Genomic DNA, 24,222 nt, shown 5'->3' on the forward strand with positions numbered 1-24,222 from the left:
TTTCGTCTCCGAAGTCTTCGCGGCCGGCTTGCCGGCCGGCTTGGCTGCGGCGGCGGACGGAGTCTTACCTTCGGTCCTGGATTTCACTGCTGGCTCCTCGTCTGTGGTGGGCTGACTGATCCGTTCCAGCTCGGCCCTGACGGCCTGGACCGGCACATCCACCCAGTGCGGGCGGTTGCGTTGCTCGTAAACGACTTCGTACAGGGCCTTGTCCAGCCAGAGGCCGAGGAACAGCGGCGCGGAAGTGTCCACGCGGCTGCCGGATTCGGCCTCGTAGCCGTCGAGGAAGGCGGCCTTGGCCGCGGCGGCCCACTTCGCTGCCGTTTCGGCGTCGTCCTTCCCCTGCTCCCGGGCAGCGATCATCGCCACCCCCGCGGCGTAGTCGAAGGAGCGCAGCATCCCCACTACGTCGCGCAGGGCGACGTCGTCGGTGCCCCGGCTGTCGAGCGAGCGCAGCGGCTCGCCCTCGAAGTCAAGCACTACCCAGCCGCGGCTGGGCGAATGCAGGACCTGGCCCAGGTGGTAGTCGGCGTGGATACGCTGCAGTTCGGGCCGTTCGGCGCCCTGCGGAAGCTCCGCCAGCCGGCGCAGCAGGTCCTCGACCGCGTCATCGAGCGGTCCGACGGCGGCGCCGGCCTGGGCCCAGCCCCACCGGATCCGCTCCGAGAGGTCGGCCACCAGGGCCGCCAGTTCCTCCTGGCTGGCCGGATGGCTGCCGCCGGCCTGCCGCAGCTGGCCGTGGATGCGCGCTGTCACGACCCCCAGTTCGCGCGCCTCCCCGGTGAAGCCGGTATTGGCCACCGCTGCGGCGGAGGCGGTGCGCCAGGCATCCTCGCTGTCCGGGATGAATTCGCGCAGCACGCTCAGGTGCCCCGAATCCCACAGCCGGTCCCCGTCGTCCTCCTGCCCGGGAGTCAGCCAGCCGCCGGTGACCCAGCCATAGGTGGCCGGCACGTCCGCCGAATCCAGCCCGCTGAGCATCGCGCCGATCTCCACATCGGGATTGGGTCCGGCTTCAAGAACGCGGAAGAACTTCACGATCAGCGGCTGCCGCCCGGTCTCGACCACCACCGAGGTGTTGGACTGCTCGCCGGCCAGGACCTTGGTCTTCAACGTCCCGTCGAAGCGCGGCCAGCGCTCGAAACCGGAGCCGGCGTGTCCGCGGGCGAGCCCGTTGCCGGTGGCGGAGCCGCGGCGCATCATTTCCAGCCACGCCGCCACGAAGGCCGGGTCGTGGGCGCCGTCGTACACCCAGCGCCGGCCGTTGCCGGCAGCGGCGCCGCCGCCGGCACCGTTCCCGGAGCCGAGCCGACCGATCAGCCCCTGTTCCCCGCCCTCGAGCGCGGTGTCCCGGATGCTGACGGGGACATTGACGACGTACGTGTGCGTTCCGGTATGCACGGCCACGATGTGCACCGCGAGCACGGCTTCTCCGGCAGGATCCGGCAGCCGGATCCCGCCGAGCCGGCGCAGCACCACCTCGTGGCCCTTGGCGGGATACCAGCGCTGGCGCGGCAGCCAGTCCAGCAGCAGATCGGGCAGCCGCCGGGGCAGGGGGTGTGTGGGAGCAGACATTAGCTGGCAACCTCCGAACGCGCGTTGGGCTGGGTGATGATGGGCAGGGCTTCGGTCAGCGGCGAGGCCAGGTTCGAGCGCGGGGAGCGCAGGCGCAGCCAGTAGAAATCGTGGCTGCCCAAGGTCAGGGTGACCTGGCCGGCGTCATCGAAAGCGGGAAACGGCGTGCCGCCGAAGAGGTCGCGCAGGCCGCGGCCGGCATATTCGGGCAGCCGCAGCGTGGCGGCCGCCGGGTGCTGGGAGAGGTTGAAGACGCACAGCAGGGTTTCGTCCTGCTCGCCTTCGGGATTGTCCCGGGGCAGCTCGCGCAGGAACGCCAGCACGGTCTCGGATTCGACCGGGACGTTGCGGTAACGGCCGAGGCCGAAGGCCGGGTGGGCGCGCCGGACGCCGAGCATCTGCCGGATCCAGTGCAGCAGCGAGGTCGAATGGGCCAGCTGGGCTTCCACGTTCACATAATTGTAGTGGTAGACCAGCGACTGGATCACCGGCAGGTACAGCTTGCCCGGGTCGGCGGTGGAAAAGCCGGCATTGCGGTCCGGGTTCCACTGCATGGGCGTCCGGGAGGCATCGCGGTCCTCGAGCCAGATATTGTCGCCCATGCCGATCTCGTCCCCGTAATAGAGGAACGGGCTGCCGGGCAGCGAGAGCAGCAGGGCGTGGATCAGTTCCAGCTCGGCCCGGGAGTTGTCCAGCAGCGGCGCCAGGCGGCGCCGGATGCCGATGTTCGCGCGCATCCGGGAGTCCGGGGCGTACCAGCCGAGCATGGCCTCGCGCTCTTCCATGGTGACCATCTCGAGGGTCAGCTCGTCGTGGTTGCGCAGGAAGGTGGCCCACTGCGCCCCGCCCGGGATCTCCGGAGTCTCGGCCAACGTCCTGATGATCGGGGCGGCCTTCTGGTCCCGCAACGCATAGTACAGCCGCGGCATGATCGGAAAGTGGAAGGCCATGTGGCACTCCGGCCGGATGTCCCCGTCCTCGGTGTGCTGGCCGAAATACTCCACCACTTCGTGCGGCATCTGGTTGGCCTCGGCGATGATGACGCGGCCGGGGTATTCGGCATCGAGCATGGCGCGCAGGTCCTGCAGGAACTTGTGGGTGGCCGGCAGGTTCTCGCAGTTGGTGCCGTCCTGCTCGAATAGGTAGGGCACCGCATCGGCGCGGAAGCCGTCGATGCCCTGGTCCATCCAGAACCGCACCACGTCGAAGACCGCCTCGACCACCTTGGGGTTCTCGAAGTTCAGGTCCGGCTGGTGGCTGAAGAAGCGGTGCCAGAAGAACTGGCGGCGGATCGGGTCGAAGGCCCAGTTGGATTCCTCCGTGTCCACGAAGATGATCCGGGCATCCTGGTACTTCTCGTCGGTATCGCTCCAGACATAGAAGTCCCCGTAGGGGCCGTCCGGGTCGGAGCGGGAGGCCTGGAACCAGGCGTGCTGGTCCGAAGTGTGGTTCAGCGGCAGGTCGACGATCACCCGCACACCGCGGGCATGGGCCTCGGCGACCAGCCGCTTGAAATCGGTGATCGTGCCGAACTCGTCCAGCACGTCATAGTAGTCCGCGACGTCGTAGCCGCCGTCGCGCAGCGGCGACTTGAAGAAGGGCGGCAGCCAGAGGCAGTCGACCCCCAGCCACTGCAGGTAGTCCAGCTTCTCGATCAGTCCGATAAAGTCCCCCGAGCCGTCCCCGTTGGCGTCCGAAAAGCCCCTGACCAGTACTTCATAGAAGACCGCTTTGCGGTACCAGTGCGGGTCGTGGGCAAGCCCTGGGGCATTCAGCTGGAAAGGACCTGCCACTAGCGGCTCCTGCGCACGTGCAGCACGTGGGCCGGTTCGACGCGCGGATCCAGCCGGACGTAGTTGCGCCCGGACCACCGCCAGCTCTCGCCGGAGATCAGGTCGTCCACCCAGTAGGTGCCGTCCTCGTTCAGGTCCTCCGGCTCCAGGCCGAGCATCGCCGGGTCCAGGTCGACCATGCCTTCGCGGGCATGGTGCGGGTCCAGGTTGACGACGACGATGATGGTGTCCTTGCGCCCTGCCCGGTCCAGGTTCGCCTTGTGCTTGGCATAGGCCAGCGTGGCGTCGTCGGTGGTGGGCAGGATGGTCAGGTTCTGCAGGTCGCCCAGGGCAGGATGGTCGCGGCGGATGTGGTTCAGCCGGGTCAGGTAGGGCGCCAGCGAGCGGCCCTCGGCCTCGGCCTTGACGAAGTCGCGGGCCTTGTATTCGTATTTTTCGTTGTCGATGTATTCCTCGGCGCCCGGGCGAGCCACGTGCTCGTACAGCTCGTAGCCGGCGTAGACGCCCCACAGCGGGCTGGAGGTGGCCGCCAGCACGGCGCGGATCTTGAAGGCCGCCGGGCCGCCGTACTGCAGGTACTCGGTCAGGATGTCCGGGGTGTTGACGAAGAAGTTCGGCCGGAAATACGCCGGGCTCTCGTGGCTGACCTCGGTCAGGTACTGGGTGAGCTCCTCCTTGGTGTTGCGCCAGGTGAAGTAGCTGTAGGACTGCTGGAAGCCGGCCCGGCCCAGCGCGTGCATCATCGCCGGCCGGGTGAAGGCCTCGGCCAGGAAGACCACGTCCGGGTCCTCGCGGTTCACGGTGCCGATCAGCCATTCCCAGAACCACACCGGCTTGGTGTGCGGGTTGTCCACCCGGAAGATCTTGACGCCGTGGCTGATCCACAGCCGCACGATCCGCAGGATCTCCTCGGAGAGCCCCTGCGGGTCGTTGTCGAAGTTCAGCGGGTAGATGTCCTGGTACTTCTTCGGCGGGTTTTCGGCGTAGGCGATGCTGCCGTCCACCCGGGTGGTGAACCATTCCGGGTGCTCGGTGGCCCAGGGGTGGTCCGGGGCAGCCTGCAGGGCCAGGTCGAGCGCGACCTCCAGGCCCGCGCGGGCCGCGGCAGCCACGAACGCGTCGAAGTCCTCGAAACCGCCCAGGTCCGGATGGATCGCGTCGTGGCCGCCTTCGGCGGCGCCGATGGCCCAGGGCGAGCCGGGATCCCCGGGGCCGGCCACCAGGGTGTTGTTCCGGCCCTTGCGGTTGATCCGGCCGATCGGGTGGATCGGCGGCAGGTAGATGACGTCGAAGCCCATGGCGGCCACCGCCGGCAGGCGCTCGGCGGCCGTCCGGAAGGTGCCCGAGGTCCAGCTGCGCGTCTGCGGGTCGAACACCGCGCCCTCCGAGCGCGGGAAGAACTCGTACCAGGCGCCGCGGCCGGCGCGGTCGCGCCCGACCAGCAGCGGGTAGGCCGCCGAGGCAGTGACCAAGCCGCGGACCGGGTGGCTCTCCACCGCGGCCTGCACCGCCGGGCTGGAACCGGCCTCAAGGCGTTCGTCCACCGGGCGGTCGGTGTCGGCCAGCACGGCCGCGGCCTGCCGGAACACCTCGGCGTTCGGGCCCGGGCGGCCCTGCTGGCCTGCGGTGCGGGTAAACAGCTGGACGCCTTCGGCCAGCATCAGTTCCACATCCACGCCGGCGGCGATCTTCACCTCGGCGTTGTGCAGCCAGGTTGCGTACAGGTCGGCCCAGCCCTCCACGGCGAAGGACCAGGTGCCTGGATAGGTCGGGCGCAGCGTTCCGGTCCAGCGGTCGGTGCCAGGACCCGCCGGAGCCAGCCTGGCGCGCTGGACCGGCTTGCCCTCCGGATCGAACAGCACCGCCGAGACCCCGATCAGGTCGTGACCCTCGCGGAACACGGTGGCAGCCACCTCGACGTCCTCCCCCGGAACGGCCTTCGCGGGGAAGGTCCCGCCTTCGACCACGGGCGAAACATTGGTGATCGGGATGCGGCCAAAACGCAGCCCCGTTGTCGCAGGCGCCCGTCCCGGCGCGGTGTCAGTAGTGTCCAACGAATTGTCCCTATTGCCGGCTGAGGTGTCTGTGGTGAATGTGGTCACAGGGTAGACGTTAGCGAGAAACAACTGTGATTGCGAAGGACCGGAACGCTCCGGAAGCGGCACATGACGGGGAATTGACGAATCATTGCGGACGCGGCCGTCGTTATCCGGCCTTTTACGTGGCGGAAACGATTCGGCTGACTATCTGCGCTAGCGTAGGCCGCATGAAGGCGATTCGCAGATTCACCGTCCGCACTGTTCTTCCGCCGGGGATCGCTCCCCTGGCCCGCCTGGCCGGCAACCTGCGCTGGTCCTGGCACCGGCCCACGCAGCAGCTGTTCGAGCGCCTGGACCCCGCCGCCTGGCGGGAACTGCACGAGGATCCGGTGGCGCTGCTGGGCTCCTTCACCCGCGAGCAGCTGGCGCGCCTGGCCGCCGATCCCGGGTTGGTCGAGCAGGTCCGCGAGCTGGACGCCGACCTGGACCGGTACCTGCGCGAGGACCGCTGGTACCAGTCGCTGGGACCCGATGCGCCGCAGTCCATCGCCTACTTCTCCCCCGAGTACGGCATTTCCGCGGTCCTGCCGCAGTATTCGGGCGGCCTGGGCATCCTGGCCGGGGACCATCTGAAGGCGGCCTCGGACCTGGGCGTGCCGCTGATCGGTGTGGGCCTGCTCTACGCCGCCGGTTACTTCAAGCAGTCGCTGAGCCGGGATGCCTGGCAGCAGGAAACCTACCCGGTGCTGGATCCGGACGGCCTGCCCCTGACGCTGCTGCGCGAGGAGGACGGCAGCCCGGCCCAGATCATGCTGCCGCTGCCCAACGGGCGCAAGCTGCTGGCCCGCATCTGGCGCGCCGACGTCGGACGCGTGCCGCTGCTGCTGCTGGATTCGAACGTTCCCGGCAACGACGAAGCCGCGCGCGCCATCACCGACCGGCTCTACGGCGGCGGCGGGGACCACCGCCTGCAGCAGGAGCTGCTGCTGGGCATGGGCGGGGTCAAGGCGCTGCGGACCTTCGAACGCCTCACCGGCACGCCGCGCCCGGAGGTCTTCCACACCAATGAAGGCCACGCCGGCTTCCTGGGCATCGAGCGCATCCAGGAGCTCATGAGCGCCGGCCTGAGCTGGGACGAGGCCCTGGCCGCCGGCCGCGCCAACACGGTCTTCACCACCCACACCCCGGTACCGGCCGGCATCGACCGCTTCGACGTGCTGCAGGTGGCCCATTTCTTCCGCGCGGGCCTGGCCCCGGACGTGCCCACCGACCAGGTCCTGGCCTTGGGCGAGGAAGGTTTCGACGGCGGGGATCCGACCAAGTTCAACATGGCGGTCATGGGCCTGCGGCTGGCCCAGCGGGCCAACGGCGTGGCCAAGCTGCACGGGGTGGTCTCCCGCGGCATGTTCTCCGGCCTGTGGCCGGGCTTTGACACCGAGGAAGTGCCGATCACCTCGGTGACCAACGGCGTGCACGTGCCGTCGTGGGTGGACCACCGGATTGCCGAACTGGCGCGCGGGACGCTGGGGACCGAAGCCGTCGAGGCCCGGCGGTGGGACCGGGTGTACGACGTCGGCGATGCCGAGATCTGGAAGCTGCGCCGGCAGCTGCGCAGCAACCTGATCACCGATGTGCGGCGCCGGCTGAAGGCGTCCTGGAAGAAGCGCGGCGCCGGCGACGCCGAGCTGGCCTGGACGGAGTCGGTGCTGGATCCGGATGTGCTCACCATCGGCTTTGCCCGCCGCGTGCCCACCTACAAGCGGCTGACCCTGATGCTGCGCAATCCCGCCCGGCTGAAGGCCCTGCTGCTGCACCCGGAGCGCCCCGTCCAGCTGGTGATCGCCGGCAAGTCCCACCCGGCCGACGAGCAGGGCAAGCGGATGATTCAGGACCTGGTCCGCTTCACGGACGACCCCGAGGTGCGGCACCGGATCGTGTTCCTGCCCAACTACGACATCGCCATGGCCCGGACGCTGTTCCCCGGCTGCGACGTCTGGCTGAACAACCCGCTGCGTCCGCTGGAAGCCTGCGGCACCTCCGGCATGAAGGCCGCGATCAACGGCGGGCTCAACCTGTCGGTGCTCGACGGCTGGTGGGACGAGATGTACGACGGCGACAACGGCTGGGCCATCCCGTCCGCGAGCCTGAACGTGACCCCCGAGGAACGCGACAGCATCGAGGCCGCTGCGCTGTACGACCTGCTGGAGAACCAGGTGGCGCCGCGCTTCTACGGCTTCGAGCAGGCCGAGGCCGCCGGTTCCCTGGCCGGGCCGCACGCGTCCTCCAGACCGTCCGCGGACCGGCTGCCGCACCAGTGGATTGCCATGATCAAGCACACGCTGGCGACCCTGGGCCCGGCCGTGTCCGCCGAGCGCATGGTGAAGGACTACGTGCAGCGGCTCTACCAGCCGGCCTCGGCCTCCGGCCGGGTGGCCCGGGCCGAGCATTTCAAGGCGGCCCGGGAACTGGCGGCCTGGACCGGGCGCGTGCGCCGGTACTGGCCGGAGGTCCAGGTCGAGCATGTGGACTCGCTCGATGTCACGGACGAGCCGCAGATCGGCGACACCGTGCGGATCAACGCCTACGTGCGCCTGGCCGCCCTGACGCCCGAAGACGTCGCCGTGCAGGCGGTGCACGGACGGGTGGCCGAGAACGACGAACTGGACCAGATCTCGCTGCATGAGCTCAAGCTCGAGGAAGACCTCGGGGACGGCCGCTTCCTGTTCTCCGGCGGGGTGACGATCGACCATTCCGGCTCGTTCGGCTACACCGTCAGGGTCCTGCCGCGGCACCAGCACCTGGCCACCAACGCCGAACTCGGCCTGGTCACCAACGCCAGCTAACGCCGGGGGACGCGCTGGGCGTCCCATCGACCTGCCGAATAACGCCGTTTGGGAAGGGCGTTATCCGGCAGGTTGGACCTGGAGGGGGCGCTGGTGGGCGTAAGGTTCACCAAGGGGGCGGCGAAGACGGCAGCCCGGGAGGCGCCCAATCTCAGATCCGGTAGGCCGCTATCGACCAGGCGGCGACCGTTTCCCGTTCGCCGCCGCGGATCTTCGCTCCGCGGCGGCGGTCGCCCATCTCGGACGAGGTGAACAGCAGTTCGAACATGTGCCGCTCCGCACCCGCCCCGGTTTCGGTCCGCAGGCTTGCCGCCGGCATGACGACCTTGCGGTTCTCGGCCGAGCCGTTGAAGACCAGCAGTCCGTCGCTGGATCCGCCGGGCGACCCCAGCAGCACCTGGACCACCCTGGTGCGCGAATCCTCCCAGTCCCGCACCGACATCGGCTCGCCGCGCTCGTTGAACCACAGCAGGTAGGCGTCGTCGGTGCGGGCAGGATAGCTGTACGGTTGGTGCCGCAGGAAGGATTTGCGCAGCTTGATCAGCCGGCGGGTGGTCTTGAGCATCTGCTCCTGGCGGTCGTCCAGCACCCAGTTGGTCCAGGACAGCTGGTTGTCCTGGCAGTAGGCGTTGTTGTTCCCGTGCTGGGTCCTGCCGATCTCGTCCCCGGCGGTAATCATCGGCACGCCCAGGGACAGCAGCAAGGTGGCCATCAACGTGCGGGCCGAGTGCGCCCGGGCGTCCAGGACCCGGCTGTCCCCGGTCGGGCCTTCGACACCATGGTTGTAGCTGCGGTTGTCGTTGGCCCCGTCCCGGTTCTCCTCGCCGTTGTCCTCGTTGTGCTTGCGGTCGTAGGCGGTCAGGTCGGCCAGCGTGAAGCCGTCGTGGGCGGTGACGAAGTTGACCGACGCCAGCGAACTGCGCCCGGACGGGGCGAACAGTTCCGCCGACCCCGAGATCGCGCCCGCCAGCTTGGCCACGGACCCGCCCGGCCGGGTATGGTTCAGCGGATGCCGGTCCGCCAGCCAGAAATCGCGGATACTGTCGCGGAACCTGTCGTTCCAGTCGGCCCAGCCCGGCGGGAAGCTGCCGGTCTGCCAGCCGCCCGGGCCGACGTCCCACGGCTCGGCAATGAGCTTGGTCCCGGCCAGCGTCCGGTCCGTGGACAGCGCGGCCAGGAAGGGATGGCGGGGGGTGAAAACGCCCCGGGTGTCCCGGCACAGGGAAACCGCCAGGTCGAAGCGGAACCCGTCGATGTGGTAGTCCCGGACCCAGTGCCGCAGCGAATCCAGCGCCAGCTGGACCACCCGCGGCTGGCTGAAGTCCAGCGTGTTGCCGCAGCCGGTGGTGTCCTGGTAGTAGCCGTTGGCATCATGCCGGTAGTAGACATCGTCGGCCAGTCCGCGGAAGGACAGCGCCGGCTGCTGCTCCCCGCCCTCGGCGGTGTGGTTGTACACCACGTCGAGGATGACCTCCAGGCCAGCGGCATGCAGCTTCCGGACCATGGCCTTGAACTCGTCCTGCACGGCCTTGGCGCCGGCGGCCCGGGCCGCAGCGGTGGCGTAGGCCGGGTGTGGGGCGAAAAAACCCAGAGTGTTGTAGCCCCAGTAGTTCGACAGCCCCAGTTCCTGCAGGTGCGGTTCGTCGATGTGGAAGTGCACCGGCAGCAGCTCCACGGCGGTGATGCCCAGGCTGGTGAAGTAATCCAGCATCACCGGGTGGGCCAGGCCGGCATAGGTGCCGCGCAGCTCGGGCGGGATCCCCGGGTGCAGCATGGTCTGGCCCTTGACATGGCATTCATAGACCACCGTGTCGCGCCAGGCGGTGCGCGGCAGGGTGTCGCCGTCCCAGTCGAAGTCCTGGCCGACATGGACCGAATAGTAGATGCCGCCGTCGTCGTCGATCCCGCGGCCGTAAGGGTCCAGCAGCAGCTGCCCCGCGCCGCCGGGCACCGCCTGCCCGTGCGGCCAGAAAGCGTAGCGGCCGCCCTCCGGCAGCCCCTCCACAGTCCCGTGGTGCACCCCGTCGGTCTGCTCCGGCAGCAGCACTGCCTGCCAGCGGCCCGAACGGTCCTGGAAGTGGACGTCCACGGCCCGGATCTCCGGGGCAAAGACGGCAACGTTGACGACGCCGCCGGCACCCTCGGCTGCCGGGCTGACCCCGAGCGGAACGGGCCGGGAGGAGCGGACCGCTCGAACCCTGGACGGGGACGGGATGCGCGAATCGGGATGAACCAACCTGGCCGCCTGTTCCTGTTGTCCGGACCGCTACTGGGCGGCGCGTTTCCTGGAGACTTCGTACAGGCTGATGCCCACGGCCATGGAGGCATTCAGCGATTCCATCGCCGAGTCGATCGGGATCGAGACAATCTGGTCGCAGTTCTCCCGCACCAGCCGGGACAGTCCCTTGCCCTCGGATCCGACCACCAGGCAGACCGGCTCGGTGGCCAGCTCCAGCGCCGGCAGGGCAACGTCCCCGTCGCCGTCCAGGCCCAACACGTAAATGCCCAGTTCCTTGAAGGCCTTCAGCGCGGAGTTCAGGTTCGCCGCCCGGGCCACCGGTACGCGCACCGCGGCCCCGGCGCTGGTCTTCCAGGCCGACGCCGTCATGCCCGCGGCACGGCGCTCGGGCACGACCACGCCGTGGCCGCTGAACGCGGAGACGGAGCGGATGATGGCGCCCAGGTTCCGCGGGTCGGTGATGCCGTCCAGCGCCACCAGCAGCGGGGCGTTGGCGATGTGGCCCTTCTTCCACTTCGCCACCGTCTCCTCGGCCAGCTCTAGCGCGTCGGCGTAGTCGTACGGCGGGATCTGCAGGACCAGACCCTGGTGGACCGCGTCGTCGGTCATCCGGTCCAGTTCCTGCTTGTGCGTTTCCATCACCGGGATGCCGCGTTCGGCCGCCAGCTTCAGCGATTCCCTGACCCGGTCGTCCATGTCGATCCGCACGGCCACGTGCAGTGCCTTCACGGGCACGCCGGCGCGCAGCGCCTCCACCACCGAGTTGCGCCCGGTGACCACCTCGTCGGTGGTCCTGCGGCCGCGGGCGGCCGGGCGCTGGGCGCCCTGTCGCTTGGCCGCGGACCGCTCGGCCAACTGCTTGGCGCGGTAGGCCTTGTGGTACACGCGGTCCTCGGCCTTGGGCGTGGGGCCCTTGCCTTCCAGGGCCTTGCGCCCGTGCCCGCCGGTGCCCACGGAGGGGCCCTTCTTGTTCTTGCGGATGGCGCCCGGGCGTCCTTTGTTGGCCATGGTTGTAACCTTCGGTCAGGAGGATGGATGCAGTTTCCGCCGGCTGTGACCGGTCTGCGGAAATACTTGGATGCCTAGAGTTTACCGGGAGCCCAAGGTCCAGGCCGCACCGTCGGCGGTATCCTCGACCAGGATGCCCGCCTCGGCGAGGGTATTGCGGATGGCGTCGGCGCGGGCCCAGTCCCTGGCCTCGCGGGCCGCACGGCGTTCCTCGAGCTGGGCCCGGACCAAGGTGTCCAGCGCCCGGTATTCCGCTTCCCCTGCCCCGCCCTTGCCCCAGTGCTCGTCCAGCGGGTTGATGAACAGCACATCGGTCATCGCCCAGACCTCGCGCAGTGCCTCGCGGACGGCGTCCTTGTCCTGGCTGCCCAGCGCGGTGTTGCCGCGCCGGACGGCCTCGTGGACGGCCGCCAGCGCCTGCGGAACGTTCAGGTCGTCGTCCATCGCGGCGCGGAAGTCCTCCGGCACTTCGCCGGCCACGAAGCCGTAATCGTCCCCGCCGAAAACGAACTTCAGCGCCCGCTGCATGAACCCTTCGATGCGTTCGACGGCGGCGGCGGCCTCGGCCAGCGAGCCCGGGTTGTAATCCAGTGCCGAACGGTACTGCGCCTTCCCGAGGTAGTAGCGCACCACCAGCGGTTCGGCCACCTGGAGCATCTCGGCGGGCGTGACGATGTTCCCCACGGACTTGGACATCTTCTCGCCCTCGAAGGTGACCATGCCGTTGTGCATCCAGTAGCCGGCGAAGTCGTGGCCGGCGGCCTGGGACTGGGCCATCTCGTTCTCGTGGTGCGGGAAGCGCAGGTCCAGCCCGCCGCCGTGGATGTCGAAGCCGGTGCCCAGGTACTTGGTCGCCATGGCCGAGCATTCCAGGTGCCAGCCCGGCCGGCCGGTGCCCCACGGGCTGGGCCAGGCCGCCGTCGCCGGCTCGCCTTCCTTGTGGCCCTTCCACAGCGCGAAGTCGCGCGGGTCCTTCTTGCGGCCGGCGAATTCCGGCTCCACGTCCGGGGCGGCCTGCATGTCCTCGATCTTCTGCCGGGTCAGGCTGCCGTACTTGTCCCAGGACCGGACATCGAAGTAGACGTCGCCCGAGCCGTCGGCGGCCGGGTAGGCGTGGCCGCGGTCGATCAGCAGCTGGATCAGCTGGTGCATCTCCGGGATGTGGCCGGTAGCCCGCGGCTCATAGGTGGGCCGCTGCACGCCGAGCAGGTCGTAGGCGCGCTGGAAGACCTGCTCGTAGCGGTAGGCCAGCGCCCACCAGGGCTCGTTCGGCACGGCCGGGGCGTCCGGGTCCTGCGGGTCGAACGGCTCGTAGGAGGCCGCGGACTTGGCCAGGATCTTGTCGTCAATATCCGTCACATTGCGCACCACCGTGACCTCGTAGCCGCTGTAGCGCAGCCAGCGGGTTAGCTGGTCGAAGGCAATGCCGGAACGGATGTGGCCCACATGCGGATCCCCCTGCACCGTGGCCCCGCAGTAGTACAGGCCCACTTTGCCCGGCTGCAGCGGGACGAAGGTGCGGACCTCGGCGGCGGCGGTGTCATAAATTCTCAGGCTCACCGCTCCAGCCTAAGCGGCCGAGGGCCCCGCCGCGAACGTGTGAGCGGTGGGAGGCGGCTTAGGCGGTAGCGCGAACGCGTGGACGGGCCGGCGCGGTCACCGTCAAGGCTGTTTCGGGACGACGACGGCGGTGGCCACGGCCGCGATCCCCTCGCCCCTGCCGGTGAACCCCAGGCCGTCGCTGGTGGTGGCCGAGACCGAGACCGGGGCGCCGGCGGCCGCGGACAGCGCGGCCTGGGCCTCCGCCCGCCGCGGGGCGAACTTCGGGCGGTTCCCCACCAGCTGCACGGCGATGTTGCCGACCGCAAAACCTGCCTCCCGGACGATCCGGGCCGCCTCCGCCAGCAGTGTCGTTCCCGCCGCGCCCGCGTACTCGGGCCGGTCGGTGCCGAAGTGCGTGCCCAGGTCGCCCAAACCTGCCGCCGAGAACAGGGCATCGGCCGCCGCATGCGCCACGGCGTCGCCGTCGGAATGCCCGGCGAGGCCGCGCTCGCCTTCCCACAGCAGGCCGGCCAGCCACAGCGGCCGCGGGTCGCCGTCGGGGGCGAAGGCATGGACGTCCACGCCAATCCCGGTACGCGGCAGGGACAGCTCGAAATCTTCGGGCACGGTCAGCCTTCCATGATCCGTTTGGGCTGGCGGCCGGCCAGCAGTGCTTCGGCCACGACCAGGTCCAGCTGCGTGGTGATCTTCAGCGACAGGGCCGACCCCTGGACCAGGAAGACGTCCTCCCCCGCCGCCTCGAGCAGCATCGCGTCGTCGGTCACGCTCTCCGGCTCCACGCCGGCCGCCTTCCGGTGCGCCTCAGCGAGGATCGCCGCATCGAAGCCCTGCGGGGTCTGGACCGCGCGCAGCAGCGCCCGGTCAACGGTGCCGGACACCTTCTCCGGGGCGATGCCCTGCTGGTCCGGGCTGCTGGGCGCGGCGGTCTTGATGGTGTCCACGACGGCGACCGCCGGAACCACGGCCCTGGCCCCGCCGGCCAGCGCCCGGCCCACCCGGCGGAAGACTTCCGGCGGAGTCAGGGCACGGGCCGCATCGTGGACCAGGATGGCATCGGGCTGCCCGCCGATCCCGGCCAGGGCACGCCGGACCGATTCGCTCCGGGTGGCCCCGCCGTCGACGGCGTTCAGCGGCACCGGGCTGGGAAACCGGGCGCAGATCCGGCGCAGTGCGGTGTCGCCGGCCGGCACCGCCACGCAGATCCGCTCCGCGACGCCGGAGTCCACGACTCCATGCAGCGCATGTTCCAGGATCGTCCGGCCCCCCAGGGGCACCTGGGCCTTCGGCAGCCCGTAGCCGAGCCGCTGCCCGGAGCCGGCGGCCACGATAATGACGCCAAGCTTCAGCGCCGCGGACGCCGGGAACGGGGAGATGCTGGACATCTTCCCAGCCTATACCGGCGCATGCACAGGGCCGGCCGGTTCGCCACGGGCCCACGCACAGTCCTTTGAATGCACCGAAGCCGGGCCCCATGCGGGGCCCGGCTTCGGCAAAACCTGCAGTCCGGCAGCGTGCCGTCCGGAGGAATTCCGGCTAGGAGGCCAGCACCTCGTCCAGGACTTCGGCGGCCTTCTCCTCGTCCGTCTTTTCGGCCAGCGCCAGTTCCGAGATCAGGATCTGGCGGGCCTTGGCCAGCATGCGCTTCTCGCCGGCGGACAGCCCGCGGTCATGGTCGCGGCGCCACAGGTCGCGGACAACTTCCGCCACCTTGATGACGTCGCCGGAAGCCAGCTTCTCCAGGTTCGCCTTGTAGCGGCGCGACCAGTTGGTGGGCTCTTCGGTAAACTCTGCACGCAGCACGTCGAAAACGTGCTCGAGGCCTTCCCGGCCCACGACATCGCGGACACCCACGAGGTCTACGTTTTCCGCCGGAACCTCAATCGTCAGGTCACCTTGCGCGACCCGGAGCTTGAGGTACATCTTCTCTTCGCCCTTGATGGTGCGCATCTTGATCTCTTCGATCTTGGCTGCACCGTGGTGAGGGTAAACTACCGTTTCGCCGACCTCAAATACCATGTGGATAATCCCCTTTCCCGCAGACCAGTTTAGCACGTAAACCGGAGCGACTTCCGCGTGATTTCGCCGATCGGAGCCCCCCGGGGGTGCAAAACGGGCACCGCCAACCCCTTGACGGATGTCCGTTTTGATGCTTTCCGGGGGCCCCGACACGGTTTTCTTACGCGGCCCGAATCCTGCTTTTCGGAGTTTTGCCGATAGGCTAGGGGCTGACTTGTGTTCACCTGTCGTCCCGACGGGACCGGGCTTTACTTGAGGAGTTTCTGCCGTGAAATTTGCGCCGACAAACCGTGTGCACCGTGCCCTTGCATCTGGTGCCGGAGCCCTCGCACTCCTGGCGACGGCCGGCTGCAGCGCTGTCAACGAGCAGGCAACCACGCGGCAGTACTCGGCCAGCGACGGCATCGTCACCAGCGTGGGGCCGGTGGATGTACGGAACCTGCTGATCGTGGCCAACGACGCCGAGTCCTCCGGACGTTTCCTGGGCACCGTGGTCAACACCTCCGACTCCCCGGTCCAGCTCACCCTTGGCGTGGCCTCCGACAGCGCCAGCGTGACCATTCCCGCCGACGGCCAGATCAAGTTCGAGGACGAGTCCCACACCACCGAGGTGGACGCCGCCGGAACCGATCCGGGCGCGCTCGTGCCGGTCACCCTCCGGGTGAACTCCGAATCCTCCGAGGTCCAGGTCCCGGTCCTGGACGCCGCGCTGGCCGAATACGGGGCCTACCTTGAGTCCCCGCAGCCGACCGGGACGGCCTCGCCCACCTCCCCGGCGGGCGAGCCCACCACCACTGCGCCGGCCGAAGAAGCCCCGGGCCACTAAGGGATGCAGGGTACTTCCCCGCGCCCCGCTCCAGCCGCTTAACGCAGCAGGGCCGCACCCGCCGGGTGCGGCCCTGCTGCTGTCCTGACCGGGCGGGCGGGTCAGGCTTAGGGCTCGAACTTGTAGCCCAGCCCCCGGACCGTGACCAGGTAGCGTGGAGCTGAAGGATCCGGCTCGATCTTGCCGCGCAGCCGCTTCACATGGACATCGAGGGTCTTGGTGTCCCCGACATAGTCCGAGCCCCAGACGCGGTCGATCAGCTGGCCGCGGGTCAGCACCCGGCCGGCATTGCGCAGCAGCATTTCCAGCAGCTCGAATTCCTTCAGCGGCAGGGACACCTGTTCGCCGTTCACCGTGACCACGTGCCGCTCGATGTCCATCCGCACCGGCCCGGAGTGCACGGTATTGGAAATCAGCTCCTCCGGCTCGGCCTGGCGGCGCAGCACCGCCCGCACGCGCGCCACGAGTTCGCGCGACGAGTACGGCTTGGTGACGTAGTCGTCGGCGCCAAGTTCCAGCCCCACCACCTTGTCGATCTCGGCGTCCTTCGCGGTGAGCATGATGACGGGAACGTTCGAGCGCTGCCGGAGCTGGCGGCAGACCTCGGTTCCGGACTGGCCCGGAAGCATCAGGTCCAGCAGCACCAGGTCCGCGCCGGTGCGGTCGAATTCCACGATGGCGTCGAGGCCGTTGTCCACCACCTCCACCTCGAACCCCTCTTTGTCCAGGAGGTAGCTCAGCGGATCGCTCAACGACTCCTCGTCCTCGACGATCAAAATGCGGGTCAAGCACTCACTCCTTGTTCGCGGCTGTCTTCGGCACCATTGGTGCGCTTGGCGGCCGGTGCATCCCCGGCCTGGTTTTCCTCCGGCTCCTGGTCCATTTCGGGCAGGCGCACGGTAAAGGTCGATCCCTGGCCCGGCTGCGACCAGACCGAAACTTCGCCCGCGTGCTCGGCGATGACGTGCTTGACGATGCTCAGCCCCAGCCCGGTCCCCCCGGTCTGCCGGGAGCGGGCGGCGTCGACCCGGTAGAAGCGCTCGAAGATGCGCTCCTGCTCCTCGGCCGAGATGCCCGGGCCTTGGTCCGTCACGGAGATGACGGCCAGGCCTTCGCGCGAGCGCAGCCCGACGCCGACGGTGGAATGCTCCGGAGCGTAGCGGATGGCGTTGTCGATCAGGTTCCGCAGCGCCGTCGTCAGCAGGTCGGCGTCCCCGTAGACCGGCAGCTCGAGCTTGCCGCCGACGACGATGCTGATGTCCTTGGCTTCGGCGGGCAGCTTGTTGCGGTCCACTGCCTCGGCGACCACCGCATTCAGGTCCACCGGCTTGCCGCTCTGGACCACGTTGGCCCCCTGCAGCCGGCTCAGCTCGATTATGTCCTGGACCATCGCGCTCAGCCGGGAGGATTCCTTCTGCATCCGCTGGGCGAACCGGCGCACGGCCACCTCGTCGCCGGCGGCGCCCTCGAGGGCCTCGGCCAGCAGGGAGATGGCGCCCACCGGGGTCTTCAGCTCGTGCGAGACGTTGGCGACGAAGTCGTTGCGCATGGCCTCGGTCCGGGTGATTTCCGTGCGGTCGTCGGCCAGCAGCAGGATGTATTCGTCGCCGATCGGCGCCACCCGGACCTGGATGATGATGGTGCCCTGGCCCAGCGGCCCGCGCGGCAGTTCCAGCTGGCGTTCCTCGATCACGCCGTCGCGGCGCACCCGGCGGATCAGTTCCAGCAGTTCCTTGTGCACCACGGTGTGCCCGCGGACCAGCCCGAAGGCGTACGCCGCGGGGCTGGCGCGGACCACGCCGTCGACGGCGTCGACGATGACGTAGGCCCGCCCGACCACGGAGAGCACCTCGGCCGCCCCCTCCGGCAGCACCGGCTCCCCGACCTCGATGCGCTCCCGCCGCTGGCGTTCGCTCAGGTGGAAGGCGAGAATGCCCAGGGCACCCAGCACGATGCCTACAAGCCCCGAAAGCAACCCGATGATCAGTGGTGTCACACCACCAGCTTAGGGGCTGGATCCGGGCCCGGACGGCCCGTTCGGTGGCATTCGCAAGGGCGTTCAACTAACGTTCACCGAAAGCACTCCGGCAGTTCACGCCGCGCTGCGAAGGTGCGGTGTAGTGCCGCCGGCAGTATGGCTACGGCTATCCTGAGATTTAACGTCAGCGAAAGGACCTTTTCAGTGCGCAAGGTTTTCCAGGCCGAGCTTCACCAGGTGGGCGAGGAACTGATCGAGATTGCTCAGCTCGTCACCGAAGCGATGGAGAAGGCCAACGAGGCGTTCACCACCGCCGACACCGAGCTCGCGCAGGAGGTCATTGCCGCGGACGCCCGGATCGACTTCCTGCAGCGGGACCTCGATGAGCGGGCAATCGACATCCTCGCCCTGCAGGGCCCGGTGGCCTCGGACCTGCGCATGATCGTGGGCGCACTGCGGATGAGCGCCTCGCTGGAACGCATGGGGGACCTGGCCCGGCACGTGGCCCAGCTGGCCCGGATGCGCTTCCCGCAGCACGTGATCCCGGAGTCCCTGAAGGGCACCTTCGCGGAGATGGCCGAACTGGACATCGCGATCGCGCGCAAGCTCACCGGGCTGCTGGATACCCGGGACCTGAAGCTGGCCAACGAGATCAACAGCCACAACGCGCGGGTCAACGAGCTGCACGCCAGCGTGTTCAAGGCCATCGCTTCCCCGGACTGGAACGCCTCGGCACCGACCACCGTCGACGTCTCCCTGGCCAGCCGGTACTTCGAGCGCTTCGCCGACCACGGGGTCTCGGTGGCCCGCAAGGTCACCTACCTGGTGACCGGCGAATGGCAGCCCACCGCCCAGGGCGCCTGACCCCGGAGCCGGCCGCCGTGGGCCGGCAGTTTTAACGGATGAAGCCCCGGTTTCCCGGGGCTTCATCCGTTGGTGCAGGCCGTTGCCTGCCGACAGGCGGCGGGATGCGCCGCCCGGCCTCTACTTCCTGCCCTGGTTGGCCACCGCTTCGATGGCGGCGGCGGCAGCGGCCGCGTCCAGGTAGGTACCGCCGGCCTTGACCGGCTTCAGGTCCTCGTCCAGCTCGTACACCAGCGGGATGCCGGTGGGGATGTTCAGCGCGGCGATGTCCTCGTCGCTGATCCCGTCCAGGTGCTTCACCAGCGCGCGCAGCGAGTTGCCGTGCGCGGCCACCAGCACCGTCCGGCCGGCCTTGACGTCCTCGGAGATGTCCGACTCCCAGTACGGCAGGAAGCGCTCGAGCACGTCCTTGAGGCACTCGGTCCGCGGCACGGCGTCGCCCAGGTCCGCATAGCGCGGGTCGTTCACCTGCGACCATTCGCTGGCGTCGTCCAGTGCCGGCGGCGGGGTGTCGTAGGAGCGGCGCCAGAGCATGAACTGCTCCTCGCCGAACTCGTCGCGGATCTGCTTCTTGTCCTTGCCCTGCAGCGCGCCGTAGTGGCGCTCGTTCAGGCGCCAGCTGCGCTTGACGTCGATCCAGCTGCGGTCCGCGGCCTCGAGGGCGATGTTCGCGGTGACGATGGCGCGCTTGAGCCGGGAGGTGTACAGCACGTCCGGCAGCAGGCCTGCCTCGGCCAGCAGTTCGCCGCCGCGCTGGGCTTCCTTGCGGCCCTGTTCGGTCAGCGGCACGTCGACCCAGCCGGTGAACAGGTTCTTCTCGTTCCAGTCACTCTGGCCGTGGCGCAGCAGAATCAGCTTGTGTGTTGCGGATGCAGTCATGGCTGCAATCCTATCGGAGCAGCATCCGCCGCCGCCTGCCCGATACTGGCAGATTACGCGGCCCGGCGGGAGCCGGTGTGAGATTGCCCACCCCGGCGAGGGCGGTGGCCGGACGGCGGGGTGGCGGCGCCCTATCCTTGATGCTTGTGCCCCAGCAGCTGTCCCTCCCCGCCGGTCCCGGACGAGCCGTCCCGCGGCAGGCGGGCAAACCCATCGGCAGCATCACCCGGGGCACCACAAACCCGAACCGCCTGCGGCGCATGGACCGCTGGCTGGCCGGACCGCGCGGCCGGCAGCTGCGCCATGCCGCCGACCCGCTGGTGGTGGACCTGGGCTATGGCGCCGCCCCCACCACCGCCGTCGAACTCCACCAGCGGCTCAGCCGCGTGCGCCCCGACGTCGAGGTGGTCGGCATCGAGATCGACCCGGGGCGGGTGCACCGGGCCAAGCCGCTGGAGCGGCCGGGCCTGTCCTTCCGGCAGGGCGGCTTCGAGATCCCGGTCGACGGTCGCCGGCCGGCGGTGGTGCGCGCCTTCAATGTGCTGCGCCAGTATGACGAATCCGAATACGCCGCCCACTGGGACACCGTCCGCTCCCGGCTGGCTCCGGACGGGCTGTTCATCGACGGCACGTGCGATGAGATCGGCCGGCGCGCCACCTGGGTGGCCGTCGCCCCCGAAGGCCCGGTCTCGCTGAGCATCTCGGTGCGCTTCGGCGCCTTCGCGCTGCCCTCGGACGTGGCCGAGCGCCTGCCCAAGGCGCTGATCCACCGCAATGTCGAGGGCGAACGGGTCCACCGCTACCTGCAGGCCCTGGACCGGGCCTGGCTGGAGGCTGCCGCGCTGGCGCCGTTCGGCAACCGGCAGCGCTGGCTGGCCATGTGCCGGAGCCTGCACGCCGCCGGCTGGCCGCTGCTGGACGGCCCGGCCCGGTGGCGGCTGGGCGAGCTGACCGTGGCCTGGCACGCCGTCGCGCCCTGCTGACTCCTCCCGCTGTTCCGGGCGGATCGACAGATAATGCCCGTTTCGCGAGGCGAAACGGGCATTATCTGTCGATCCGATGGGACGGTGGCGGGGCGGCTACCAGGAACCGTAGGGCCCGTACGCGCTGCCGCCGGAGCCCTTGAGCTCGTTCAGGGCGGGCTTCACGTCCGCCAGGTAGACGGCGGCCACGGAGACGGCCGCCAGCTGGAACAGCATGAACGTTCCCAGCCCCGAACCAAACAGGCCCAGCGCGCCCACGGCCACGGCGCCGGCAGTCAGGCCGGTCCAGAAGCCCTTGGTCCGTTTGAAGGCGACCTGGAAGTGGTCTCCCTTGCGGCCGAGGCAGTCCACGAGCGCCCACAGTTCAATCGCCAGCGCCAGCACGCCCAGGCCCAGCCAGAGCCACGCCTCCAAAGCCATCACAATTTGCACGATTACAGCCTATCGGTAGTTGGTGCTCCGGTGCATGGTGCCGCCGGCCGAAGCCGTCAGCCCCGGGCCTTCTCCAGCGCCTGCGCCAGGTCCGCCCACAGGTCCTCGGCGTTTTCGATGCCCACCGACAGCCGCAGCAGGTTCTCCGGCACGCTCGCCGGCTCGTTGACGTGGCGGCGGCGCCGCTCGATCAGCGATTCCACCCCGCCCAGGGAGGTGGCCGGCACCCACAGCCGCACGGCGTCGACCACCGTCCCGGCCGCTTCCTCCCCGCCCTTGACCTCGATCGCGATGATCGAACCGAAGCCGTCCATTTGGGCTTTGGCGCGCTCGTGTCCGGGATCCTGCGGCAGCCCGGGATAACGCACCGCCTCGATGCCGGGATGGGCCAGCAGCCGCTCGGCCAGCAGCGCCGCGGTCGCCTGCGAGCGCTCGATGCGCAGCGCCAGCGTGCGCACCCCGCGCAGCGCCAGCCAGGTCTCGAACGGTCCGGCAATGGCCCCGTGCAGCGAGCGGTGCTCGATGAGCCGCTTGCGCAGCGCCTCGTCGGAGGTGACCACGGCGCCGAGGATGACGTCGGAATGGCCGGCCAGGTACTTGGTCACCGAGTGGAGGACGACGTCGGCTCCGCTTTCCAGCGGCCGCTGGCCCAGCGGGGTGGAGAAGGTATTGTCCGCGACCACCAGGGCGCCGGCCGCGTGCGCGGCGTCGGTGAGGACCTTCAGTTCGGCGATCTCCAGCATCGGGTTGGTGGGGCTCTCCAGCCACAGCATGTCCGCGCCGGGCAGCTGCGCCTTGACCGCTTCGGTGTCGGCGATGTCCACGGTACGCAGCGTCAGGACGCCGCGGGCGGCCAGCTGTTCGGCGACGGCCAGGCTGCCCTGGTAGCTGTGCTGCGGCATGACCAGCACCCCGCCGGCCGGCAGCAGCGAAATGGCTGCGGAGACTGCCGCCAGGCCCGAGGCGAAGACCAGCCCCGGCAGCCGGGCACCTTCGAGCTCGGCCAGGGTTTCCTCGAACGGATCCCAGGACGGGTTGGAGTAGCGCCCGTAGGCGCGGTCCCCGTGTTCGACCTCGCCGCGGCCGACGAAGGTGGAGGAGAGCACCACCGGCGGATTGACCGCGGCATCGTGGGTGCGTGCGGGACGGCCGGCGGACACGACGACGGTGTCGGGCGCGAGGTTTTCGGGGTGCCTGTCGGCGGCAGGGAAGGCGTCAGTCATGACAGCAGGGTAGTCCGGCTTACGGTCCGCAAGGTAACCGGGTCCGGCTTGGGGCAGCGGATTCCGGATAGGCTGATGGAGTGAGTTTCCACCGCCAGACACCGCCCGCTGCCGCTGCCGCTGCCGCTGCCGCCCCCGGGGCCTCGGACGGCTCCTCCCCTTCGGCGGTGCCCGCGCCCGGCGTGGCCCCCGGCCTCACGTCCCGGGGAGTCTTCATTGCATTCGAAGGTGGCGACGGCGCGGGTAAGTCCACGCAGGTGGCGGCGGTGCAGCGGCTGCTCCAGGCCGCCGGCCGGACCGTGCTGCGCACCCGCGAGCCGGGCGGGACCCCGGTGGGGGAAAAGCTGCGCGCCCTGGTGCTGGAGCATGGCCACGGCAGCATTGATGCCCGCACGGAGGCGCTGATCTTCGCAGCCTCCCGCGCCGCCCACGTGGACCAGGTGATCCGGCCGGCGCTGGAGCGCGGGGAGATCGTCCTCTGCGACCGTTACATGGACTCCTCGATCGCCTACCAGGGCGCCGGACGCGGGCTGGGCCTGGAAGCGGTGCGGGACCTGAACCTCTGGGCCACCGGACTGCTGCGCCCCGATGTCACGGTGCTGCTGGACGTCGAGCCGGGGCTCGGGCGTGAGCGCCGGCTGGCCGGCGACGCCGGGGAGGACCGGCTGGAGTCCGAGTCCGACGCGTTCCATGCCAGGATCCGCTCGGCCTTCCGTGAACTGGCGGCCGCGGACCCGGAGCACTACCTGGTGCTCGACGCCGGCGGCGGCCGGGAGGAGCTGACCGCGGCGATCATGGACCGGATCGCGGAGCTGCTGCCGTGAGCGTCTGGACTGACCTGCCCGGCCAGGGCGCCGTCGTCGAACAGCTCAGCCGGGCCGCGGCGTCGGAACGGCCCACGCACGCCTGGCTGTTCACCGGCCCGCCCGGCTCCGGACGCACCAACGCGGCCCGCGCCTTCGCCGCCGCCCTGCTGTGCGAGCAGCCGGACCCGGACGCCCGCGGCTGCGGCCGGTGCCATGCCTGCCACACGGCGCTGAACGGCTCGAACGCGGACGTGATGGTGATGGTCACCGAAAACGTCTCGTTCACCATCCAGGAGGTGCGCGAATGGGTGGCCAAGGCCCAGGACAAGCCCTCCTCCGGGCGGTGGCGGATCATGATCGTCGAGGACGCCGACCGGATGGCCGAACGCACCACCAACGTGCTGCTGAAGGCGATCGAGGAGCCGCCCCCGCGGACGATCTGGATCCTCTGCGCCCCGAGCCCGGCCGACGTGCTGGTGACCATTCGCTCGCGCTGCCGGCCGGTGGGCCTGCGCACGCCGCCGCAGCAGGACGTGGCCGACCTGCTGATCCGCCGCGACGGCGCCGATCCGGCGCTGGCCGAGTTCGCTGCGCGGGTGTCGCAGAGCCACATCGGCATCGCCCGCCGGCTGGCCATGGACGAGGAGGCGCGCCGGCGCCGGGACCGGATTGTGCGCCTGCCGCTGCGCCTGCGCGGGGTCTCCGACGCCGTCGTCGCGGCCGGCGAACTGGTGGAGATCTCCAACGCCGACGCGGCGGCTGCCTCCGAGGCCCGCAACGAGGCCGAACGCCAGGCGCTGCTGCAGACCCTCGGCGCGCCCGAGACGGGCACGCTGCCGCCGGCCATCCGCAGCCAGCTCAAGCAGCTCGAAGAGGAGCAGAAGCGCCGGGCCAAGCGTGCCGTCAGCGACTCGCTGGACCGGGTGATGATCGACCTGACCACCTTCTTCCGCGACGTGCTCACCCTGCAGCTGGGCACCGGGGCCCAGCTGATCAACGAACAGCTGCGCAGCGAGCTGGAGGCCTACGCCGGCAAATCCACTCCGGAACAGACGCTGGGTAGAATGGATGCGATCGCCGAAGCCCGCCGGCGGCTGAGCACCAATGTCTCGCCCGTGCTGGCGATGGAAGCCATGGCGGTCAGCCTGCTCTAGG

20 protein-coding genes are annotated in these 24,222 nt (G+C 69.6%); 6 read left to right on the top strand and 14 right to left on the bottom strand.

Features of this window, described 5'->3' with window-relative positions; translation table 11 throughout:
- The 3 genes from HGG74_RS17525 to HGG74_RS17535 form a co-directional block, all read right to left on the bottom strand.
- A partial coding sequence (locus tag HGG74_RS17525) for a maltokinase N-terminal cap-like domain-containing protein (protein WP_168488449.1) occupies window positions 1-1,575 on the bottom strand: 1,575 nt, incomplete at its 3' end.
- Window positions 1,575-3,368: a maltose alpha-D-glucosyltransferase gene (gene treS, locus HGG74_RS17530; protein ID WP_168488450.1), complete on the bottom strand. Its 1,794-nt coding sequence runs from the start codon at window positions 3,366-3,368 to the stop codon at window positions 1,575-1,577. The genes treS and HGG74_RS17525, both read right to left, overlap by 1 nt.
- Complete coding sequence (locus tag HGG74_RS17535; RefSeq protein ID WP_168488452.1) at window positions 3,368-5,422, bottom strand: alpha-1,4-glucan--maltose-1-phosphate maltosyltransferase; 2,055 nt, start codon at window positions 5,420-5,422, stop codon at window positions 3,368-3,370. Before HGG74_RS17535 ends, treS begins: the two co-directional genes overlap by 1 nt.
- Window positions 5,423-5,634: 212 nt before the next feature.
- On the opposite strand from HGG74_RS17535, the gene glgP reads away from it, so the two are divergent.
- A complete protein-coding gene (glgP, locus tag HGG74_RS17540; RefSeq protein WP_168488454.1) occupies window positions 5,635-8,250 on the top strand; it encodes an alpha-glucan family phosphorylase in 2,616 nt (871 codons plus the stop codon).
- A 151-nt stretch (window positions 8,251-8,401) separates the two neighbouring features.
- Here glgP and glgX read toward each other — a convergent pair whose 3' ends face one another.
- The 6 genes from glgX to HGG74_RS17570 all read right to left on the bottom strand — a co-directional run bounded on the left by glgX (window position 8,402) and on the right by HGG74_RS17570 (window position 15,076).
- On the bottom strand, window positions 8,402-10,486 hold the full coding sequence (glgX, locus tag HGG74_RS17545) for a glycogen debranching protein GlgX (RefSeq protein WP_205762114.1): 2,085 nt from the start codon (window positions 10,484-10,486) through the stop codon (window positions 8,402-8,404).
- A 30-nt stretch (window positions 10,487-10,516) separates the two neighbouring features.
- On the bottom strand, window positions 10,517-11,497 hold the full coding sequence (gene rlmB / locus HGG74_RS17550) for a 23S rRNA (guanosine(2251)-2'-O)-methyltransferase RlmB (RefSeq protein WP_168488456.1): 981 nt from the start codon (window positions 11,495-11,497) through the stop codon (window positions 10,517-10,519).
- 81 nt (window positions 11,498-11,578) lie between these two features.
- On the bottom strand, window positions 11,579-13,057 hold the full coding sequence (gene cysS, locus HGG74_RS17555; RefSeq protein WP_168488458.1) for a cysteine--tRNA ligase: 1,479 nt from the start codon (window positions 13,055-13,057) through the stop codon (window positions 11,579-11,581).
- A gap of 102 nt (window positions 13,058-13,159) precedes the next feature.
- Window positions 13,160-13,648, bottom strand: a complete 489-nt coding sequence (gene ispF / locus HGG74_RS17560) for a 2-C-methyl-D-erythritol 2,4-cyclodiphosphate synthase (RefSeq protein ID WP_205762121.1) — start codon at window positions 13,646-13,648, stop codon at window positions 13,160-13,162.
- Between the two features lie 20 nt (window positions 13,649-13,668).
- A complete protein-coding gene (ispD, locus tag HGG74_RS17565) occupies window positions 13,669-14,442 on the bottom strand; it encodes a 2-C-methyl-D-erythritol 4-phosphate cytidylyltransferase (RefSeq protein ID WP_168488462.1) in 774 nt (257 codons plus the stop codon).
- A gap of 151 nt (window positions 14,443-14,593) precedes the next feature.
- On the bottom strand, window positions 14,594-15,076 hold the full coding sequence (locus HGG74_RS17570; protein ID WP_168488464.1) for a CarD family transcriptional regulator: 483 nt from the start codon (window positions 15,074-15,076) through the stop codon (window positions 14,594-14,596).
- A gap of 268 nt (window positions 15,077-15,344) precedes the next feature.
- On the opposite strand from HGG74_RS17570, the gene HGG74_RS17575 reads away from it, so the two are divergent.
- Window positions 15,345-15,902, top strand: a complete 558-nt coding sequence (locus tag HGG74_RS17575; protein ID WP_168488466.1) for a hypothetical protein — start codon at window positions 15,345-15,347, stop codon at window positions 15,900-15,902.
- A gap of 107 nt (window positions 15,903-16,009) precedes the next feature.
- Here the strand turns inward: HGG74_RS17575 and HGG74_RS17580 are convergent, their stop codons facing one another.
- Both HGG74_RS17580 and HGG74_RS17585 read right to left on the bottom strand, forming a co-directional pair.
- Window positions 16,010-16,690, bottom strand: a complete 681-nt coding sequence (locus HGG74_RS17580) for a winged helix-turn-helix domain-containing protein (protein ID WP_168488468.1) — start codon at window positions 16,688-16,690, stop codon at window positions 16,010-16,012.
- Entirely contained in the window at window positions 16,687-17,889 is a 1,203-nt protein-coding gene (locus tag HGG74_RS17585) for a sensor histidine kinase (protein ID WP_205762123.1), read from the bottom strand. The genes HGG74_RS17580 and HGG74_RS17585 overlap by 4 nt, the downstream gene beginning before the upstream one ends.
- Window positions 17,890-18,084: 195 nt before the next feature.
- Here HGG74_RS17585 and phoU point away from each other — a divergent pair, with 195 nt between their 5' ends.
- Window positions 18,085-18,744 carry a phosphate signaling complex protein PhoU gene (gene phoU / locus HGG74_RS17590; protein WP_168488472.1) on the top strand — a complete coding sequence of 220 codons (660 nt, stop codon included), beginning with the start codon at window positions 18,085-18,087 and terminating at the stop codon, window positions 18,742-18,744.
- 120 nt (window positions 18,745-18,864) lie between these two features.
- Here the strand turns inward: phoU and HGG74_RS17595 are convergent, their stop codons facing one another.
- Window positions 18,865-19,623, bottom strand: coding sequence for a phosphoglyceromutase (locus HGG74_RS17595; RefSeq protein WP_168488474.1), 759 nt, complete (start codon window positions 19,621-19,623; stop codon window positions 18,865-18,867).
- Between the two features lie 140 nt (window positions 19,624-19,763).
- On the opposite strand from HGG74_RS17595, the gene HGG74_RS17600 reads away from it, so the two are divergent.
- On the top strand, window positions 19,764-20,606 hold the full coding sequence (locus HGG74_RS17600) for a class I SAM-dependent methyltransferase (protein WP_376766155.1): 843 nt from the start codon (window positions 19,764-19,766) through the stop codon (window positions 20,604-20,606).
- Window positions 20,607-20,702: 96 nt separating this feature from the next.
- Here HGG74_RS17600 and HGG74_RS17605 read toward each other — a convergent pair whose 3' ends face one another.
- On the bottom strand, window positions 20,703-21,038 hold the full coding sequence (locus HGG74_RS17605; RefSeq protein WP_312856888.1) for a DUF2516 family protein: 336 nt from the start codon (window positions 21,036-21,038) through the stop codon (window positions 20,703-20,705).
- Window positions 21,039-21,094: 56 nt separating this feature from the next.
- Window positions 21,095-22,261: a trans-sulfuration enzyme family protein gene (locus HGG74_RS17610; RefSeq protein WP_168488476.1), complete on the bottom strand. Its 1,167-nt coding sequence runs from the start codon at window positions 22,259-22,261 to the stop codon at window positions 21,095-21,097.
- Window positions 22,262-22,428: 167 nt separating this feature from the next.
- Between HGG74_RS17610 and tmk the strand changes: the two genes are divergently transcribed.
- Window positions 22,429-23,085, top strand: coding sequence for a dTMP kinase (gene tmk / locus HGG74_RS17615; RefSeq protein WP_168488544.1), 657 nt, complete (start codon window positions 22,429-22,431; stop codon window positions 23,083-23,085).
- A complete protein-coding gene (locus tag HGG74_RS17620) occupies window positions 23,082-24,221 on the top strand; it encodes a DNA polymerase III subunit delta' (protein WP_168488478.1) in 1,140 nt (379 codons plus the stop codon). Before tmk ends, HGG74_RS17620 begins: the two co-directional genes overlap by 4 nt.
- Window position 24,222 lies beyond the last annotated feature (1 nt).

Source organism: Arthrobacter mobilis, from assembly GCF_012395835.1.
GTDB lineage: Bacteria > Actinomycetota > Actinomycetes > Actinomycetales > Micrococcaceae > Crystallibacter > Crystallibacter mobilis.